The sequence below is a fragment of the Alloalcanivorax profundimaris genome, from assembly GCF_015265435.1.
Taxonomy (GTDB): Bacteria; Pseudomonadota; Gammaproteobacteria; order Pseudomonadales; family Alcanivoracaceae; genus Alloalcanivorax; species Alloalcanivorax profundimaris.
In genome coordinates this window covers 19,883-37,396 of the sequence record NZ_JABJWH010000035.1, presented here as the reverse complement: position 1 = coordinate 37,396, position 17,514 = coordinate 19,883, and the positions used below count along the sequence as shown (strand labels likewise).

Genomic DNA, 17,514 nt, shown 5'->3' with positions numbered 1-17,514 from the left:
CGGCGCGACGCCAACTTTTGATCTGGTTCAATGGCGGGCCCAAAGGGCCCGCCTAGACTGAGTCTGTATGTGCAAAAAGGAGAGTATCATATCCCATTACTCCGCGTCCAAGTTCGCGGTGATCGGCTTCACCAACGCGGTGGCCAAGGAAGTGGCTCAGGAAGGCATCACCGTCAACGCGCTGTGCCCGGGCATCGTTGGCACCGGCATGTGGCGTGGCGAGAACGGCCTGGCCGGACGCTGGCGGGAAGAAGGGGAGAGCGAGGAAGCGTCCTGGGAGCGTCATCAGAAGACGCTGCTGCCCCAGGGCGTGGCGCAGACCCCGGAGGACATGGGGCAGCTGGTGGTCTATCTGGCGTGCGCGGAGCACGTCACCGGCCAGGCGATCGCCGTGGACGGTGGCTGTACTCTGTAGCGACGTTATAGGAAGCAGTGGGAGCGGCTGAAGCGGTGTGCCGCCCAGCCGCTCCCACGGTCTTTTCAGGTTACTCCTTGAACTGGGGTTCCTTGTTTTCACCCTCGACGATGATGTCGGCGCGGCGGTTTTTCTCGCGGCCCTCGGTGGTGTCGTTGGGCGCCACCGGACGGCTTTCGCCGTAGCCCCGGGTGTCCACCTTGTCCGCGTCGATGCGGTACTCCTGGATCAGCTGCTTCTTGACCGAGTCGGCGCGGCGCTCCGACAGGCCCTGGTTGTACTGCTCGCTGCCGATGCTGTCGGTGTGGCCCTCGATGCGGATCTGGCCCTTGCCGCCCTGGCGGGACTGTTCCGCGGCGTCGCGGACCTCATCGCTGAACTGGCCGCGCACGTCGGACTGATCGAACTCGAAGTAGATGGTCTTGATGGTCTGCTCGTTCACCATCTTGTAGATCTGGCAGCCGTTGGCGTCGACCCGGGCGTTGGGCGCGGTGCCGGGGCAGTCGTCGCGATCGTCCGGCACGCCGTCGTTGTCGCTGTCGCCGACGATCACTTGTTCCGGCTGGTCGGTGGCCTGGCGCGGCGCGTTGTCGGTTTCCCGCCCGCTCACCGCGAACATCAGGTTGAGGCCGGCGTACACCTGGCCTTCCCAGAATTCCCGATCGACGCTGTACGCGTGCCGCGTGCCCAGATCCAGCAGTACGTGTTTGAACAGGGCGCGCTGGATGCCCAGCTCCACGCCGGCCAGGGTTTCGTCGTTGTCGTTGATCTCCTGCACCCCGGCGTTGATGCCGGTGTACGGTTCGAAACCGAGGAAACTGGTTTCGTCGAAGTGGTGCCGCAGGCTGGCGTAGTAGTTGATCACCTCGGATTCGCGGTCGGTGTACTTGTGGTCAACCTCGTCGTTTTTCTCGTACCAGGCCTGAACCGACCATTTCGGGCTGAAGCGCCAGCCGATCTGGCCGCCGGGGAAGGCGGACTCATCAAATCCATCGACGTCGCCGGTCACCTGATTGTCGTAGAAAAAATATTCGCTGACGTGACCACCGATGTAACCGTAACGGTCGGGCACATTCTCATCGGCGTGGGCGGAAATGGCGATAAACAGCGGTGAAAGCACCGCGGCGGTCATCATGGACTTATTCATGGCAAGCTCCTTTGCAAATGCGAATGCGTAATAGCCCTATATTAAAAGGCAAAACAGGAGCAATTGGGTTGGAGAAACGTAAACAACAGGAAAATATACGAATGTGTTTTTTTATATAAAAAGATATTTTTTTGTAAAAAAGGGGATTTTTATTAAAGCCGGAGACGTGGCCATTTCGCGACTGAAGTCGCTCCTACCGCGTCTTGTAGGAGCGACTTCAGTCGCGATAACGGCTGGCCGCTTCAGTCGAGTTTTCCGGCCAGGCCGGAGGCGCGCCAGGTGCGCCGGCGCACGGCCTGGTCGAGCACCGCCGGCGGGCCATACTCGACCAGGGTGAAGGCGCGCCGGGCGCGGGTGGCGGCGGTGTAGATCAGCTCCCGGGTGAGCAGGGGGTGCGGGCGGTCCGGCAGCGCCAGCAGCACGTGGTCGAACTCCGAGCCCTGGGACTTGTGCACCGTCATGGCGTAGACCGTGTCCACCGCGTCCAGACGGCTGGGCAGCACCCAGCGCACGCGGCCGTCCGGCAGCTGGAAGGCCACGCGCAGACCGTCCGGGTGCGGCAGGGTCAGGCCCACATCGCCGTTCATCAAACCCAATTGATAGTCGTTGCGGGTCATCATCACCGGCCGGCCCGGGTACCAGTCGTGGTCGCCGGCCAGGCCATCGCGGCGCAGGTGGTCGGTGACCAGGCGGTTGAGCCGGTCCACGCCGAAGGGGCCGCCGCGCAGGCCGCTGAGCAGCTGCTGGCCGGTGAGACGGGTGAGCAGGTCCCGGGCGCGCTGGTCTTCCTCCTCGTGGGGCGCGGGCCCGGCGGCGTCCGCCACCAGGGCGCGCAGGCCCTCGCCGTGGGCGCCGCCATGCAGCAGCAGGGCGGCCAGATCCTGGGCGTGGTCGCCACGGCGGCGCTCCAGGGTGGCGTGGTCCCGGGCGAACACCCGGTTCACCGCCGCCGGGTCGCCGCCGTTGATGGCGGCGGCCAGTTCGCCGATGCCGGGGGCCCCCTGGAAGCGCCAGTTGCGGCGCAGCATGGCGGTTTGCTGGGCCAGCCCGCCGCCGTCGCCGGCCCAGGGTGACAGGTCGGCGCCGGTGGCGGCGCGGGCGAACGCCAGGGTGTCGGGGCGGTACAGGCCCAGCTCCGAGCGCCGACACAGATCGCCCATCACGGCGCCGGCCTCGACGCTGGCGAGCTGGTCCTTGTCGCCCAGCAGAATCAGTTTGCAGGCCGGGGGCAGGGCGTCCAGCAGGCTGGCCATCATGTCCATGTCGATCATGCTGGCCTCGTCCACCACCACCAGGTCGGCGTGCACCGGGTTGTGGCGATGATGGCGGAAGTGGCGGCTGTCCGGGCGCGTGCCGAGCAGCCGGTGCAGGGTGCTCACCTCGGTGGGGATGGCATCGCGCACCGCCGCGTCCACGTTCAGTGCCCGCACCTGGCGGCCGATGGATTCGGTGAGCCGGGCGGCGGCCTTGCCGGTGGGCGCCGCCAGGCGGATGCGCAGGCGCCGGCCGTCGTCCATGGCCTGGCCCTGGAGCAGGCCGAGCAGGCGCACCACGGTGGTGGTCTTGCCGGTGCCCGGGCCGCCGGTGATCAGGGTGAGCCCGGCGCGGGCGGCCAGGGCGCAGGCCACCTGCTGCCAGTCCGGCTCGCCGTCCCCGGGCGGGTCCGGGAACAGGGCGCGCAGTCGCTCCGCCAGCCCGGTGGGGGGCGCGGCGGTGTCCGCCAGGCGCGCGCGGATGCGTTCCGCCACGGCGTTTTCCTGGGTCCAGTGACGGCGCAGGTAAAGCCGCCGGCCGTCGAACACCAGGGGCGCGCGGGCCCGTTCGGTGTCCGCTTCAGCGTCGCTCACCAGCGGGCTGCCGGCGAGCGGCGCGGCCCAGTCGGCCACCGCGTCCGGCAGCAGGCCGGTGAGTTCCGGGGGGCGGCCGGCGGGCCACAGCCGCGCTTCCAGCTCCGGCTCGCGCAGGTCCAGGCACAGATGGCCGGCGGCCAGCTGGCCGCTGGTGAGCGCCGCCAGCAGCAGCGCCGCCGGTTCCGCGTCCGGCGCCTGGCGGTGCAGGAATTCCGCCACCGCCACGTCCAGGTCGCGCAGCAGCCCCTGATCGCGCAGGGCCGCCAGGGCGTCCCGCCAGGCGGGGGCGGTGAACAAATCAGCCTGCATCGTGACCTCCGGGTACGAACAGTTCGTCCAGGGCGGTGATCAGCCCGGTGGCCGGGCGCTCGAACACGGCGCCGGCGTCCGGGCTGTTCAGGCCGCGCAGGAACACATAGACGGCGCCGCCCAGGTGCCGGTCCGGGTCGTAGTCCGGGCCCAGGCGGGCGCGCAGCAGGCGGTGCAGGGCCAGCAGATAGAGGGCGTACTGTACCTCGTAGCGGCTTTCCAGGATCGCCGTGGTCATGGTGTCGCGGGTGTAGGCGCGGTCGTCGGGCCCCAGCCAGTTGGATTTGTAATCCAGCACGTAATAGCGGCCCCGGTGCTCGAACACCAGGTCGATGAAGCCCTTGAGCATGCCGTTCAGGGTGTCCGCCTCCAGGCGTGGGCGCGGCACGCCCGGCGCGATGTGGTCGCGGATCAGCCGGTCCAGGGCCTCCACCGGCACGCGCCGGGCCGGGAACAGGAACTCCATTTCCGGCACCGCCGTGGGCAGGTCGGCGAGCGCCGCCGCGTCGCCGCCCAGGTCGAAGGGCGTGCGCAGCGCCGCCCGCCACCAGTCCTGGAGCATGCTTTCGTGGTCCTGCCAGTGGCGCGCCGCCAGGCTCTCCTGGACGCGCCGGTCCAGCTCCTCCGGCGCCGCCAGGGTGGCGGCGAAGCCGTCGCGGCCGGCCTGCTCCAGCAGGTCGTGGAGCAGCAGGCCGGGCAGGGGCCCGCGCGGGAAGGCGTGGATGCCCCGGGGCTCGATGTCGTCCGCCACCGGCGCCGCCTCGCCGTCGTGTTCCGCCAGCCGGTCGCCGCGCGGATCGGAGGGCGCCAGGGTGTCGTCTTCCACCTGCTTGAGGGCGCTGTAGCTGGCGATCCACCAGGTTTCCGCCCGGCGGCCGGAGAACCGGGCGGCGCCGCGCCAGGGCCGTTCCTGGTCGCTGGGGCGGTGAATGGTGTCGTTGTCCCGCGGCGGCGCCGTGACGCGGATGGCGTCGTCATCGAGCGGCGCCAGGGCGGCGCTCAGGCCGTCGTTGGCGACACCGTCCGGGCCGAACAGCAATCGGCCGATGGCGCTGCCGTCCAGCTGGTTGCGTTTGCCGTTGCCGCGGGCATAGGGCGATAGCCCCAGCCAGCAGGCGTGGCGGGCCCGGGTCAGGGCCACGTAGAGCAGGCGCATGTCCTCGGCCAGCCGTTCCCGGTCCGCCAGGGCGCCGGCGGCGTCGTCCGGTTCCAGGTTGACCACCAGTTCGCCGTTCTGGTGATAGCGCAGCGGCGGTTTGCTGGTTTCCGCCGGCCGGAAGCCGCAGATGAAGGGCAGGAACACCAGCGGGTATTCCAGGCCCTTGGATTTGTGGATGGTGATCACCCGTACCCGGTCGTCGTCGCTTTCCAGGCGCAGGATGCTGTCGTCACCGCCCCGGCCGCCGTCCTCCACCGCCTCGCGCAGGTGGCGGATCAGCGCCTGCTCGCCGTCCAGCTGGCCGGCGGCCTGCTGCATCAGCTCCGCCAGGTGCAGCAGGTTGGTGAGCGAACGCTCGCCGTCCAGGGTGCGGCTCAACCGCTCCGGCACCTGAAAATCCAGCAGCAGGCCGCGCAGCATGGGCAGCACGCCCTGGCGTTGCCACTGGTGCTTGTACCCGTGGAAGCGGTCGACCATGGCCTCCCAGGCGCGCTCGTCCCGGTTGAGGTGGTCCAGGGCCGCGTAGGGCTGGTCCAGGGTGGCGCAGGCCAGGGCGCTGCGTACCCGGGCGTCCGCCTCCGGCGCCGCGCAGGCGCTCAGCAGGCGCAGCAGGTCCGCCGCCTCCGGGGTGGCGTACACCGAATCCTGGTCGGACAGATAAACACTGCGCACCCGGCGCGCCGCCAGGGCCTGGCGGATCGCCGCCGCCTCGTTGCGGTCGCGCACCAGCACGGCGATGTCCCGGGAGCGCAGCGGGGTGAATTCAACATTGTCCTCCCGGCGGAAGCCGGTGTGGCCGTCCTCGGCGCCGTTGAGCAGGCGGGCGATCTCGCCGGCGGCGCGCTCCGCCTGGCGGTGCCGGTAGGCGCCGCTGCTCACCGCCTTGTCGTCGTCCTCCACCCACAGGGTGACGCCGGCGTGGGCGGCGCCGTCGATTTCCAGGTGCTCCTTGCGGCCCTCGGCGGTGACGCGCTGGAAGGGGATGCGGCCGTCCATCAGGAACACATCCCCGGACAGCCGCTCGCCGTGTTCGAACAGGCGGTTCACCCCGTCCACCATGGCCTTGGCGGAGCGGTAGTTGCGGTCCAGGGTGTGCTGGCTCTCGGTGTCCGACCGGGCCGCCAGATAGGTGTGCACGTCGGCGCCCCGGAAGGCGTAGATGGCCTGCTTGGGGTCGCCGATCATGAACCAGCCGATGTCCGGCTGGCCGGCGTACAGGGTGGAGAAGATGCGGTACTGCACCGGATCGGTGTCCTGGAATTCGTCGATCAGGGCCACCGGGAACTGGGCGCGGATCACCCGCGCCAGGCGCGGGCCGTTGGCCGCGTCCGCCAGGGCGTCGCGCAGCCGGGTGAGCATGTCGTCGAAGCCCATGGTGGCGGTCTGGCGGCGCATCATCGCCACCCGGTCCTCGATCCAGGCGGCGGCGTGCTCCAGCAGCGCGGCCCGGGGCAGGGCATTGTCCTGGCGGCTTTCCAGCACCCGCTGCAGGGCCTCGAAGCAGGCCAGCTCCGGCAGCCGGTCCTGGCCCGCCTTGGTCAGCTTCAGGCCATCCAGGGAGAAGCGCTCCAGGGCCTTGAGGTCGTCCCGGCCGGTGCCCGGAAAACCCTCCGCGTAGCGGGCCAGGGCGTCGAGCATGGCGGGCACCGAGCCGGCCCGGTAGCTGTTGCCGTTGAGCCATTTGTTGTCCAGGGCCTCGCTGACCCAGGCGCGCAGGGCCGGCAGTTCGGCGGCCAGGGTGGCGCGGGCGCGATCCTCCAGCTCGCGCTGGGGGCCCGCCGTGTCCAGCCAGTGGCGCACCGTGGCCGGCAGCTCGGTGGCGGCGCCGACATGGCCGAACAGCGGGCGGGCGGCGGCCAGCAGCGCCTCCGGGCCGTCCAGGCCGGCGCCGCGCAGGGCCGGCGCGGCGGCGGCCGGGAAGCGCCCGATCACCGTGCGCCAGTAATCGCAGGCGGCGCGGTGTTGTTCCTCGCTGGCGTCCTCGTTGAGTTCCAGGTTGAACAGGCTGCCGGAGTCGAAGGCGTGCTGCTTGAGCATGCGGTTGCAGAAGCCGTGGATGGTGTAAATGGCGGCTTCGTCCATCCACTGGGCGGCGGCGTCCAGGCGTCGGGCGGCGGCGACCCGGTCGGCGTCGTCCGGGTAGGCGGCCAGCAGCTCATCGAGAATCGGGTCGCCGCCGGCCCGGTCGCCGGCGAAGGCCCGGGCCGCCTCCGCCAGGCGGTCGCGGATGCGCTCGCGCAATTCCTCCGTGGCCGCCTCGGTAAAGGTCACCACCAGGATTTCCGGCGGCAGCAGCGGGCGCGGGAAGGCCGCCTCGCCGCCATGGCCGAGCACCAGGCGCAGATACAGGGCGGCCAGGGTGAAGGTCTTGCCGGTGCCGGCGCTGGCCTCGATCAGGCGGGTGCCGTGCAGCGGAAAGGTGAGTGGCAGGGGGCGTTCGCTCATCGGGCGTCCTCCCCGGGCCGGCGCCATTGCACCTGGTCGAACAGCGGGCGGTAGAGCCGTTCCGCCCAGGCCGCCAGGGCCGGCGCGCCGTCCTCCTCGGTGGCCAGCAGGGCATCGAAGTCCGGCCAGGCGCGGCGCAGGGCGGCGTCCCGGTCCGCTTCGCCCACATGGCTGAAGCCGGATTCGAAGGCGGCGCGGGCGTCCCGTTCGTGGCGTTCCTTGTCCAGGCCGCCCAGCCAGGCGAAGGCGGTGTCGCAGGCCACCGGCAGGGGCCGGCGCAGGCCCTCGGCCCAGCCCCGGGCCAGGGCGGCCAGGTGGCCCCGGGCCGCCTCGGCGGCCAGCGGTGGCAGCACGGCGCCGCCGTCCTGGGCCACCAGCTCGGTGGTCAGCGCCAGCCCGTCGGCGCAGGCCAGCAGGTGCACCGCCCAGGGCGTGCACAGCTTGCGCCAGCGGTTTTGCAGGCCGCCGGTGATCAGCAGCAGCCGGCGCGGGCCGTCCTCGCCGTCGAGCAGATCGGTGAGCCAGTCCTCCACCGCCAGGCCGTCCAGGCTCAGGGTGACTTCCCGTTGGGGCAGCGGCCCGCGGGTGCCGCCCAGGCTCTCGAAATAGGCGCGCAGGGGCCGGTTCAGGGGCAGACTCAGGGATTCCCGGCTGGCTTCGGTGAAGGGCGCCAGGGGCAGGGCGCCGCCGCCGGCCAGGTGGTCCAGGGTGTCCGCCAGGGCGGCCTGGAAGCCGTCGCCGCCGGCGCGGCGCGCCGCTTCCAGCAGCCGGTCCTGGAGCTGCCAGCGATCCAGGCCGTCCAGGGTGAAGGGCTCGGTGTCCTCCAGGGTCCGGTGCTCCTGCTCCAGGCCCGCCTTGAGCCGTTCCCGGAAGAAGTGCGCCACCGGCTGCTTGAGGAAGCGGCCCAGGGCCTCGGCGGCCACCGGTTCGCTGTCCGCCGGCGCCGGCAGGGGGGCGTTGTCCGGGCCGGCGGGCGCCGGCCGGTGCAGGGGCTCCCATTCGTCGGCGAAGGTGGGCGGCGGCGCCGGCTCGCCGTCCCCGGGGCCGTGGAAGTAGCGGGCGCTGAACGGCTGCAGGGGGTGCTCCACGGTGAGCCGTTCGGTGATCGGGGCGCCGTCGTTGGTGGTCCAGCGCTGGTCCAGATGGTCGCGCAGCTGCGCCACCAGCACCGAGGGCGGCCGCTCGCTGTTATCCCGGGCGTGGCGGCCGGTCCAACTGATGTAGAGGCTGTCCCGGGCGCTCAGCAGGGCTTCCAGGAACAGGTAGCGGTCGTCCTCCCGCCGCGAGCGGTCGCCGGGGCGGTACTGACTGCGGCGGCGGCCGTCGTCGCCGGGCGCGCCCCAGTGACGCATCAGATCGAAATCCATGGGCTGCTGCTGGCGCGGGTAGTCGCCGTCCTTCATGCCCAGCAGGCACACGTGCCGGAACGGGATGGCGCGCATCGGCATCAGGGTGCAGAAGTTGATGCGCCCGGCCATGAAGCGCTGGGCCAGGCTTTCCGCGTTGAGGGCGTCGAGCAGCGGGCGGCGGGCCACGGTGATCGGCAGCGGGGTGTGGAAATCCGCCTGTTCGCAGGCCGCCAGCCAGTCGTTGAGGGCGTCGCGCAGGCCGGCGTCCAGGGCCTGGTCGTCGGTCTCCTCCGGCTCGAACAGGTCGTCCAGCAGGGCGCCGAAGCGCTGCCGCCACTGAGGCGGCGGCGCCGGCTCCCGGAACGCCCGCCAATGGTGGTCCAGGGTGTCCAGCAGCCGCGCCAGGCGGCCGGCCAGCTCGGCGCCCAGGCCGGCCACCTCGTCCAGGGGCTCGATGCCCCGCCAGGCCGGGCCGTCGCCGATCAGGTAGCCGGCCAGCATGCGGCGCAGGCCGAACGCCCAGCTGTTCTGCTCGAAGCCGGGCAGGTCCAGGCTGGCGCGCTGGCGCTCATGCAGCCCCCAGCGGATGTTGGCCTGCTCGATCCAGCGGCTCAGTTGCGGCAGGGCGCTTTCCGGAATGCCGAAGCGCCCACGCAAAGCGGGCACGTCCAGCAGGTCGAGGATGTCGGCGGCGGTGAAGCGCCATTGCGGCAGATGCAGCAGCGCCTCCACGGCGTTGGCCAGGGGCGAGGCGGCGCCGGCGCTGCGGTCACTGAGGGTATAGGGCAGGTGGCGCGGGTCGTCGCGCTCCAGGCGGCCGAACACGGCGTCGATGTGGGGCGCGTAGGCTTCGATGTCCGGCACCATCACGATCACGTCCCGGGGGCGCAACTCCGGGTCTTCGGCGAAGCGCGCCAGCAGGGCGTCCTGCAGGATCTCCACCTCGCGCTGCGGGCCGTGGGCGACGCCGAATTGTAGCGAGCCGTCGGGGGCCGCCACCGGTCGTTCCGCCGGCGCCGGGTTGGGCGACAGCTCCAGCACGTCCTGCTGGAGTTGCCGCAGCAGGGTGAGCGGGCCGTCCTGGTCCAGGAACAGGTCGATCTGGTTCTGGAACGCGCCCTGGTAATGGTCCGGGTCGTCGTGGCCGTACAACAGGCCGATGAAATCCCGGCCTTGCTTGCCCCAGGCGGCCAGCAGCGGGTGCACGGGGTTGTCCGGCGGCGCGCTCAGGTGGCGGCGGCGGCCGTCCAGCTGGGCGCGCAGCAGGTGGCGGTCCTCGACGATGTCCGCCCAGTAATGCTTGCAGGGGTTTTGCACCAGCATCAGCACCTGGGCGTGACGGCTGATCGCCGCCAGCGCCTCCAGGGCCTGCTGGGGCAGGGCGCTGATGCCGAACACCAGCACCCGGGGCGGCAGGCCCGGCGGCGGCGTGTCGCTGTCCAGGCGTTCCACGAAGGCCTCGTGGATGGCCGCCCGGCTCAGGTGCCGCCGGTCCTCGGGCAGGTCGGCGAGCAGCGCCCGCCACAGGGCCGGCTGCCAGTGCTGGCCCGGCGGCAGCGGGTCGGCGTCGCGGCGGTCCGGCGCCCGGCGCAGGCGGTCGTCGTCGTTCTCCCAGTCCGCCAGCCAGTCCGCCCGGTACACCTGGTAGGCGTCGAACAGGTCGGCCAGCCGTTCCGCCAGCTGGTGGCGCTTGCGGCCGTCGCCATCGTCGTCCAGGAAATGACGCAGGGGCTCGAAGGCGTCCTCGTGCAGCAGGGTGGGCAGCAGCCGGTACAGCCGCCACAGCAGGCGTGACTTGTCGAACGGCGAGGTGCGCGGCACCCGGTCCTCGCCGAGCACGGTGCGGTAGGCGCTCCACAGGAAGCGGGCCGGCATCTGGAAACTGAAGCCGGCGGCGATGCCCAGGGCTTCCGGCTCCGCCAGGTTGAGCTTGAGCCACTGGGCCATGCCGTTGGACTGCACCAGCACGGTTTCCTCCGCCAGCGGCGGCAAGGGGTGGCGCCGTAACCAGTCCGACACCACCTCGGTGAGTGTCTCCAGCCGGTTACCGTGCAGCACCATGAAACCGTTTTGCATGGACATTCCTTGGGACGAGTTGCCAAGGGCGTAAGCCTAAGGGAGACGGCGGGGCGGAGGAAGGACCGGCGCGCCCCGCCGGCGATTATTTCAGCGGGACGGACCCGGCGCGGCTTACATTACGCTCAGCCACCAGCGCGGGCGGCGCCGTTCCGGGGCATCGGAGGTTCCCTGATCCGCGCCGATCGCACTTTTCTCGGCGCTGATGGCTCTTTCCCTGGCGCTGATGGCTCCTTCCCCGGCGCTGAAGGCTCCTTCCCGCGCGCTGGCGGCCCTGGTGTCGTCGGCCAGCCCGGGTTGAATGCCGAAGGTGGGGTAGAGTGAGGCCACCAGCAATACCGCCATGGCCCGGTTGAACACCGTCAGGCGATGCCCTTGGTGCAGTCGGTTCTTCAGGGTCGCGCCGAACAGGTTCCAGGCGCTGATCAGAGGCAACCCGACGATCAGGAAGGCGCCGGCGACCAGGATCACGCTGGCGGTGAAACGGTCCGGCTGGGTAAAGGTGGCCATGCCGGTGAGGATCATCATCCAGGCCTTGGGGTTCACCCACTGGAACAGCGCCGCCTGGGTGAACGTCAGTGGGCGCGCCTCGCGATCCGTTTCGCTCAGTTGCCGGGTGCGCACCAAGCGCCAGGCCAGATACAGCAGATAGAGGGCACCGCCGAGGCGCAGCGCGGTCACCGCCTGGGGAAAGCGGCTCAACAACGAGCCCAGCCCCAGGGCCACGCACAGCAGCATCACCTGGCAACCGAAGGCGATGCCGAGAATGTGCGGCAACGAGCGGCGGAAACCGGCGTTGGCGCCGCTCGCCATCAGCATCAGGTTGTTGGGGCCCGGGGTGCCGGTCATCACGGCCACGAAGCCGATCAGCGCGATCAGTTGTTCAAAGGGCATGGCGGGCATGTGTCCTGGTCAGTTCGTTGGTTGAGTGATCAGCCTAGGTGGACGGCGTGAATCGATACAGATATAAAATGGAGAAATTGAACCGATACAGTTGGTAATGAATTTAAACTGTGCTGTTTCTATTCATGGCAACTGTGCCGGTGACGGGGATTGACGAGGAGGGCGCGTGGCCATGGCCTACGCCGACAAACGCTATGAACAACTGGCGGACCAGCTGCAGACGCTGATTCGCGACCAGGTCTACCCGGTGGGCAGCCGCCTGCCCGGGGTGCGCAAGCTGGGGGAACAGCATGGCGTCAGCGTGGCCACGGCGGTGAGCGCCTGCCGGGAACTGGAGCAGCGTGGCGTGCTGGAGGCGCGGCCCCGTTCCGGTTTCTTCGTGTGCCCGCCGCCGGCCCGTCGGGACGCGCCCAGCCTGCCCCGCGCCGGCCGCCGCCCGCGCCCGGTGACCGGCCAGGAGCGGGTTCTGCGCATGGTGCAGGCGGTCAACGACCCGTCGGTGGTCAACCTGGGCGCGGCGGTGGCGGACCCGGATTTCCAGCCGGTGGCACAGATGGAGCGAGCCTTCCGCACCGTGCTGCGCGAGCAGCGCCGCCGCTGCGTGGGCTACGAGTTCCCGCCCGGCGCCCCGGAACTGCGCGCCGGCCTGGCCCGGCGCCTGGCGGCGCTGCGCTGCCCGGTGTCCCCGGAGGAGATACTGATCACCAACAGCTGCCAGGAATCCGTGGCCATCGCCCTGCGCATGCTGACCAAGCCCGGCGACACCGTGGCGATTGAGTCGCCCACCTACTACGGCCTGCTGCAGGTGATCGAATCCCTCGGCCTGAACGCCCTGGAGATCCCCACCGACCCGATCCGGGGTCTGTCCCTGGAGGCGCTGAGCCTGGCCCTGGAGCGTTGGCCGGTGGCCGCCTGCGTGGTGGTGCCGAACTTCTCCAATCCCCTGGGCACCTGCATGTCGGACGAGCGCAAACAGGCGCTGCTGCGATTGCTGGGGGAGCACGACGTGCCCCTGGTGGAGGACGACATCTACGGCGACCTGCCGTTGAACGGCCCGCGCCCGCTGCCGATCAAGGCCTGGGACCGGGACGGCCGGGTGTTCTACTGCGCCTCCTGTTCAAAGACGCTGTCGGCGGGCATGCGGGTGGGCTGGCTGGTGCCGGGCCTGGATCTGGAGCGGGCCCAGTACCTGCAGTTCATCAACACCGTATCGGTGGCCACGCCGTCGCAACTGGCGCTGGCGCATTTTCTGGATCACGGCCATTACGACCGCTATCTACGGCGGGTGCGGGATCAGCATGCCCGGGCGGTGGCGCGCATGACCGACCGGGTCACCGGGCTGTTCCCGGCGGAAACCCGGGTCAGCCGGCCCGCTGGCGGCTTCGTGCTATGGCTGGAATTGCCCGGCCGGGTGAACACCACGGAGCTGGCGGAGCGGGCCCTGGACGCCGGGGTGAGCTTCGCGCCGGGGCCGCTGTTTTCCGCCTCCGGCAAGTTCGACCACTGCCTGCGGCTGAACTGCGCGGTGCGCTGGGACAACCGGGTGGAGCGGGCGCTGGCGCGCTTGGCGGCGCTGCTGTAGCGCCTGCTCCCACCCGCTCAGCCTTCCATGTCCGCCAGTTCGTCGTCGAAGAAGAAGCGGTCCTCGCCGAAGGCCGGCTCCAGGTGGTTGAGCCAGGTGGCGTCCGGGTTGTATTTGGCGAAGAACGGGCGCTGCACCCAGTCCGCGTTGCGGCCCTGGATCAGGCGCAGCACGAACACCTTCTCGCCGTGGATCTCGGTGATGCCCTGGATTTCCACCTTGCCCGGATGGCTGGACATGCTCGGGCCGCGGGCGGTGCGCGCCAGGCCGGAGACCCGTTGCATGGCGTCCCGGTAGATTTCCCAGGCGCGGGCCAGGGGCACCTCGAAGTAGTGCCGGGCGCCGGTGTCGCGCTCCACGAACATGTAGTAGGGCACGATGCCCAGCTCCACCTGGGTCTGCCACAGGCGCGCCCAGTCGTCGGCGTTGTCGTTGATGTGCGCCAGCAGCGGGCCCTGGGCGCGGATCTGGGCGCCGGTTTCGCGCACCCGACGGATCGCTTCCCGGGCGATGGCCGGCTCCAGTTCCTGCCAGTGGTTGTAGTGGGCCATCAGCGCCAGGTGCTTGCCGGCGGCCTGTACCTCGCGGAACAGATCCAGCAGATCGTCGGCGTCCTTGTCGGACACGAAACGGTAGGGCCAGAAGGTGAGGGCCTTGGAACCGATGCGGATGGTGCGGATCTGCTCCAGCTCCAGCAGCGGCTCGATGTGGGCGCGCAGGTTCTTGGTCTTCATCACCAGCGGGTCGCCGCCGGTGATCAGAATGTCGGTGATTTCCGGGTGGGCCTGCACGTAGCGCTTGAGCTGGCCGGCTTCCTTGGCGGCGATCTTGAGATCGTTGTCGCCGATGAACTGGGCCCAGCGGAAGCAGAAAGTGCAGTAGCTGTGGCACACCTGGCCCTGGCTGGGGAAGAACAGCACGGTTTCCGCGTACTTATGCTGAATGCCGTCGATCTTCTCGCCGTCCACTTCGGGAATGTTGTGTTCCATCTGGCCGGCGGGGTGCGGGTTGAGCGCCTCGCGCACTTCCGCCACGGCGGCGTCGATCTCCTCCTTGTCGCCGCCGCGCAGGGCCTCGGCCACCTTGTCGAAGTGCTCCGGGGCGAGCATGTCCTTCTGCGGGAAGGTGAGTTGGTAGATCGGGTCCTCGGGCACCTTGTCCCAGTCGATCAGATCCTCGATGACGTACTCATTGACCCGGAACGGCAGCACGTTGGCGACCACCCGCATGGCGAAGCGGGTATCCTCGTCGAGACGCTCCAACTGCGTGATCTTATCCAGTTGGCGGGCGGTGAACACCTTGAAACGGCGCGGTTCCTGGTGGGCCGGCTCCTGGTGCTCGCGCAGCGGGATGACCGTGTTGGCTTCTGACATGGTTTTCGCTCCTCATCATGCCGGCGGGCAATGGGCGCGCGCCGGTAGACTGGCCGCTTAAGGAGCGCGCGAGGCTCCTTCACCAGTGTGATTGTTCGATCTCTTCTGACAGCCGGTGACACCGGCGCGAATCGGGCTCCGGAGAGCCGGGGAACCCGGGGTTCCCGTGTGTCTCCGGTAATGCTTGGTCCGGAGCAAGGCGCGTACTGTACGCGGAGGGTCAAGGAGGCCGGGCCGGTCGGGCATCGCGCGGCGGCTCCTCAAGGCGGGCCATTCTACGGTCTGGCCCGGCAAAGCGCAAAAGCCCCGGCGGGGCCGCGCGGCCGGGTTCGAGCCGGCGATCCGTGTTATGTTTGCCCGGTTTCCAGGAGATCGAGATGCAGGACATGGTCGCCGGGATCGCCGCGCCGGTGGAACGCGGCCTGGCCTGGCTGAATACCTTTTGGCCGGCGATCGCCGCCACCCTCGGCGTGGTGCTGGCGGTCTGGGTGACGCTGCACGTGGCCCAGCACAAACGTGACGCCCGCGCCGCCGCCGCCTGGACCGGCCTGGTGTGGCTGGTGCCGGTGCTGGGCGCGGCGCTCTACCTGATGCTGGGCGTCAACCGCATCCAGCGGCGCGCCCGGCAGCTCACCGGCGGCGGTATCGACGCCGCCCTGCGCGCCGGCGCCGAGCAGGGCACGCCGCTGCAGACGCCCCGTCTGCAGGTGCTGGCGCGGCTGGTGGGCCGGCTTACCCGGCTACCGCTCACCGGCGGCAACCGGGTCTCGTTGATGGAAGCGCCGGCGGCCCTGGACGCCATGGTCGAGGCGGTGGACCAGGCCCGCGACAGCGTTTTTCTGGCCACCTACATTTTCGGCAACGACGCCGCCGGCCGCCCCCTGGCGGACGCCCTGGTGCGCGCCCACCGGCGCGGCGTCCAGGTGCGGGTGCTGGTGGACGGCGTCGGCGCGCTCTACTCGCTGCCGCCGATCACCGGCTACCTGCGCCGCCGGGGCGTGCCGGTGCAGCGCTTCCTGCATTCCATGGCGCCCTGGCGCATGCCCTATATGAACCTGCGCAACCACCGCAAACTGATGGTGGTGGACCGGGCCCTGGGCTTCACCGGCGGCGCCAACATCCGCGCCGGCTACATCCAGACCCCGGCGCGCATCCAGGACCTGCACGCCCGGCTGGAGGGGCCGGCGGTGGCCCACCTGCTGCTCAGCTTCGCCGCCGACTGGGTGTTCACCTGCGGCGAGGTGCTGGACGACAACTACGTCGGCGAGCTGAACGCCGGCAGCGTCCAGGCCCGGGGCATCAACGCCGGCCCGGACGCGGACTTCGACAAACGCCGCCTGACCCTGATGGCGGCGATCGGCGCCGCCGAACGGGAAATCCGCATCGTCACCCCCTATTTCGTGCCCGACCAGACCCTGCTCGCCACCCTGCAGCTGGCTATCCTGCGCGGCGTGCGCCTGGTGATCATGGTGCCGGAGAAGAACAATCTGCGGCTGGTGCAGTGGGCCAGCCTGCACGCCATCAAATGGCTTGCCCGGGAAGGCGCCGAAGTGTATTTCTCGGCGCCGCCCTTCGACCACACCAAGCTGCTCACCGTGGACGGCCACTGGGTGCAGTTCGGCTCCGGCAACTGGGACGCGCGCAGCCTGCGCCTTAACTTCGAATTCGACCTGGAATGCTATGATGATCCCCTCGCGGAGACCGCCAATGTGCTGATCGACCAGCGCCTGGACCGGGCTCGGCCGATGAGCGACGCGGATTTCCGCGCCATGGCCCGCTGGCGGCACATCCGCAACGCCCTGGCCCATTTGCTCGAACCCTATCTCTGAACCATCGCTGAAACCCGATTAAGGAGCCCCGATGCGCCTGCCTCGCGCCCCGGAACTGCCGGACACCCTGGTCACCCTGTCGCGCCTGCAATTCGCCCACGGCTTCGTGGTGGTGGCCATGGCCTCCGCCATCTGGCTGCCGGACCCGGTCACCGCCCGGCCCTGGGTGCCCATCGTGCATCTGCTGGTGGCGCTCTATGTGTTGCTTCAGGTGGGGCTCTATTTCGGCGCCGAACTGGCGCGGGAGGGACGTACCCTGGCGCCGCTGGCTTCGTTGCTGCTGGTGGCGGCCTGCGCCACGCCGTTTCTGCCGGCCTGGCTGGCGGCGCCGCTGATGGGAGTGGCGGTGATGCTACTGTTCGCGGTGGAAAAGGTGGCGGCGGTGCGCGACTACTGGCCGGAAGCCTGGCTGCGCGGCCGCAAGCAACACATGCAGTTTCTCATGGTGTCCCTGGCCAGCGTGCTGTTCTGGCTGATCAGCCGCGACAACCAAGCCCTGCTCAACGCCGCCGGCGGTTAACCGCCGGCCCGGCCGCGTTGCGCGGCCGGGACCGACGTAGCGCCGTCGCTCGCCTACTTCTTAACCGGCGAACCGGGCCCCAACAGCGCCCAGATGATCAGGCCCAGCAGCGGCAGCACCACCACCAGCAAGACCCACAGCACTTTTTCACCGGTGCTGGCGCCGGACTGCACGATCTTGATGATCGCCAGGATATCCAGCACCAGAATGATCAAACCCAATATCTTACTCATGATTCCCTCTCCCTAGGTGTCGTCGTTAAGGTCCCTCCGACGCTAGCCCGCCCCGCCAGGCCGGTAAAGTCGCCGGAGGTAAAAGCCGGTAAAGCCCGACGACTGGCATCCCCGCCCCGGATCACTACAATAGGCTCTCTCGTGGATAGCCCCGGTAGCTCAGTTGGGTGAACGCGGGGCCTTCCGGCGCACAGCGCCGGCCGCGTTCACGCCTCGCGGATACCGCCGCGAGGCCGGGGCCCGGAGGGCGAGCGGCGCCATAAAAAGCGCGTTCGCTCCATTCCGAGCACTCGGACAGGTGAATGCACGACAACGTTTTTAAAT

11 protein-coding genes are annotated in these 17,514 nt (G+C 69.8%); 4 read left to right on the top strand and 7 right to left on the bottom strand.

Going from position 1 to position 17,514, the window contains the following annotated elements; genetic code table 11:
• Window positions 1-67 precede the first annotated feature (67 nt).
• Complete coding sequence (locus tag HMJ39_RS14530) at window positions 68-415, top strand: SDR family oxidoreductase (RefSeq protein ID WP_228462389.1); 348 nt, start codon at window positions 68-70, stop codon at window positions 413-415.
• Between the two features lie 70 nt (window positions 416-485).
• Here the strand turns inward: HMJ39_RS14530 and HMJ39_RS14525 are convergent, their stop codons facing one another.
• The 5 genes from HMJ39_RS14525 to HMJ39_RS14505 all read right to left on the bottom strand — a co-directional run bounded on the left by HMJ39_RS14525 (window position 486) and on the right by HMJ39_RS14505 (window position 11,644).
• Entirely contained in the window at window positions 486-1,562 is a 1,077-nt protein-coding gene (locus HMJ39_RS14525) for an OmpA family protein (RefSeq protein WP_194297847.1), read from the bottom strand.
• Between the two features lie 242 nt (window positions 1,563-1,804).
• Complete coding sequence (gene recD / locus HMJ39_RS14520; RefSeq protein ID WP_194297846.1) at window positions 1,805-3,721, bottom strand: exodeoxyribonuclease V subunit alpha; 1,917 nt, start codon at window positions 3,719-3,721, stop codon at window positions 1,805-1,807.
• Window positions 3,711-7,325: an exodeoxyribonuclease V subunit beta gene (gene recB, locus HMJ39_RS14515; protein WP_194297845.1), complete on the bottom strand. Its 3,615-nt coding sequence runs from the start codon at window positions 7,323-7,325 to the stop codon at window positions 3,711-3,713. The genes recD and recB overlap by 11 nt, the downstream gene beginning before the upstream one ends.
• Window positions 7,322-10,750 carry an exodeoxyribonuclease V subunit gamma gene (gene recC, locus HMJ39_RS14510; RefSeq protein ID WP_194297844.1) on the bottom strand — a complete coding sequence of 1,143 codons (3,429 nt, stop codon included), beginning with the start codon at window positions 10,748-10,750 and terminating at the stop codon, window positions 7,322-7,324. The genes recB and recC overlap by 4 nt, the downstream gene beginning before the upstream one ends.
• A 114-nt stretch (window positions 10,751-10,864) precedes the next feature.
• Window positions 10,865-11,644 (bottom strand): LysE family translocator, encoded by a 780-nt coding sequence (locus tag HMJ39_RS14505; protein ID WP_194297843.1) that lies wholly within the window; start codon window positions 11,642-11,644, stop codon window positions 10,865-10,867.
• A gap of 181 nt (window positions 11,645-11,825) precedes the next feature.
• On the opposite strand from HMJ39_RS14505, the gene HMJ39_RS14500 reads away from it, so the two are divergent.
• Entirely contained in the window at window positions 11,826-13,235 is a 1,410-nt protein-coding gene (locus tag HMJ39_RS14500) for an aminotransferase-like domain-containing protein (protein WP_194297842.1), read from the top strand.
• 17 nt (window positions 13,236-13,252) lie between these two features.
• On the opposite strand, the gene HMJ39_RS14495 is transcribed toward HMJ39_RS14500, so the two are convergent.
• Window positions 13,253-14,608, bottom strand: coding sequence for a KamA family radical SAM protein (locus HMJ39_RS14495; RefSeq protein WP_194297841.1), 1,356 nt, complete (start codon window positions 14,606-14,608; stop codon window positions 13,253-13,255).
• A gap of 377 nt (window positions 14,609-14,985) precedes the next feature.
• On the opposite strand from HMJ39_RS14495, the gene HMJ39_RS14490 reads away from it, so the two are divergent.
• The gene (locus tag HMJ39_RS14490) at window positions 14,986-16,437 is read left to right on the top strand and encodes a phospholipase D-like domain-containing protein (RefSeq protein ID WP_161384476.1); all 1,452 of its coding nucleotides are present in this window, start codon (window positions 14,986-14,988) and stop codon (window positions 16,435-16,437) included.
• Window positions 16,438-16,468: 31 nt separating this feature from the next.
• On the top strand, window positions 16,469-16,957 hold the full coding sequence (locus HMJ39_RS14485) for a hypothetical protein (RefSeq protein ID WP_194297840.1): 489 nt from the start codon (window positions 16,469-16,471) through the stop codon (window positions 16,955-16,957).
• Between the two features lie 53 nt (window positions 16,958-17,010).
• Here HMJ39_RS14485 and HMJ39_RS14480 read toward each other — a convergent pair whose 3' ends face one another.
• Complete coding sequence (locus tag HMJ39_RS14480; protein WP_161384474.1) at window positions 17,011-17,190, bottom strand: PLDc N-terminal domain-containing protein; 180 nt, start codon at window positions 17,188-17,190, stop codon at window positions 17,011-17,013.
• Window positions 17,191-17,514: the final 324 nt, after the last annotated feature.

Bases quoted from the DNA above. Each gene is read 5' to 3' on its own strand.
- recB (WP_194297845.1), bottom strand. From the start codon at position 7,325: ATGAGCGAACGCCCCCTGCCACTCACCTTTCCGCTGCACGGCACCCGC.
- HMJ39_RS14495 (WP_194297841.1), bottom strand. From the start codon at position 14,608: ATGTCAGAAGCCAACACGGTCATCCCGCTGCGCGAGCACCAGGAGCCG.
- HMJ39_RS14500 (WP_194297842.1), top strand. From the start codon at position 11,826: ATGGCCTACGCCGACAAACGCTATGAACAACTGGCGGACCAGCTGCAG.
- recC (WP_194297844.1), bottom strand. From the start codon at position 10,750: ATGCAAAACGGTTTCATGGTGCTGCACGGTAACCGGCTGGAGACACTC.
- recD (WP_194297846.1), bottom strand. From the start codon at position 3,721: ATGCAGGCTGATTTGTTCACCGCCCCCGCCTGGCGGGACGCCCTGGCG.
- HMJ39_RS14525 (WP_194297847.1), bottom strand. From the start codon at position 1,562: ATGAATAAGTCCATGATGACCGCCGCGGTGCTTTCACCGCTGTTTATC.
- HMJ39_RS14490 (WP_161384476.1), top strand. From the start codon at position 14,986: ATGCAGGACATGGTCGCCGGGATCGCCGCGCCGGTGGAACGCGGCCTG.
- HMJ39_RS14480 (WP_161384474.1), bottom strand. From the start codon at position 17,190: ATGAGTAAGATATTGGGTTTGATCATTCTGGTGCTGGATATCCTGGCG.
- HMJ39_RS14530 (WP_228462389.1), top strand. From the start codon at position 68: ATGTGCAAAAAGGAGAGTATCATATCCCATTACTCCGCGTCCAAGTTC.
- HMJ39_RS14505 (WP_194297843.1), bottom strand. From the start codon at position 11,644: ATGCCCTTTGAACAACTGATCGCGCTGATCGGCTTCGTGGCCGTGATG.
- HMJ39_RS14485 (WP_194297840.1), top strand. From the start codon at position 16,469: ATGCGCCTGCCTCGCGCCCCGGAACTGCCGGACACCCTGGTCACCCTG.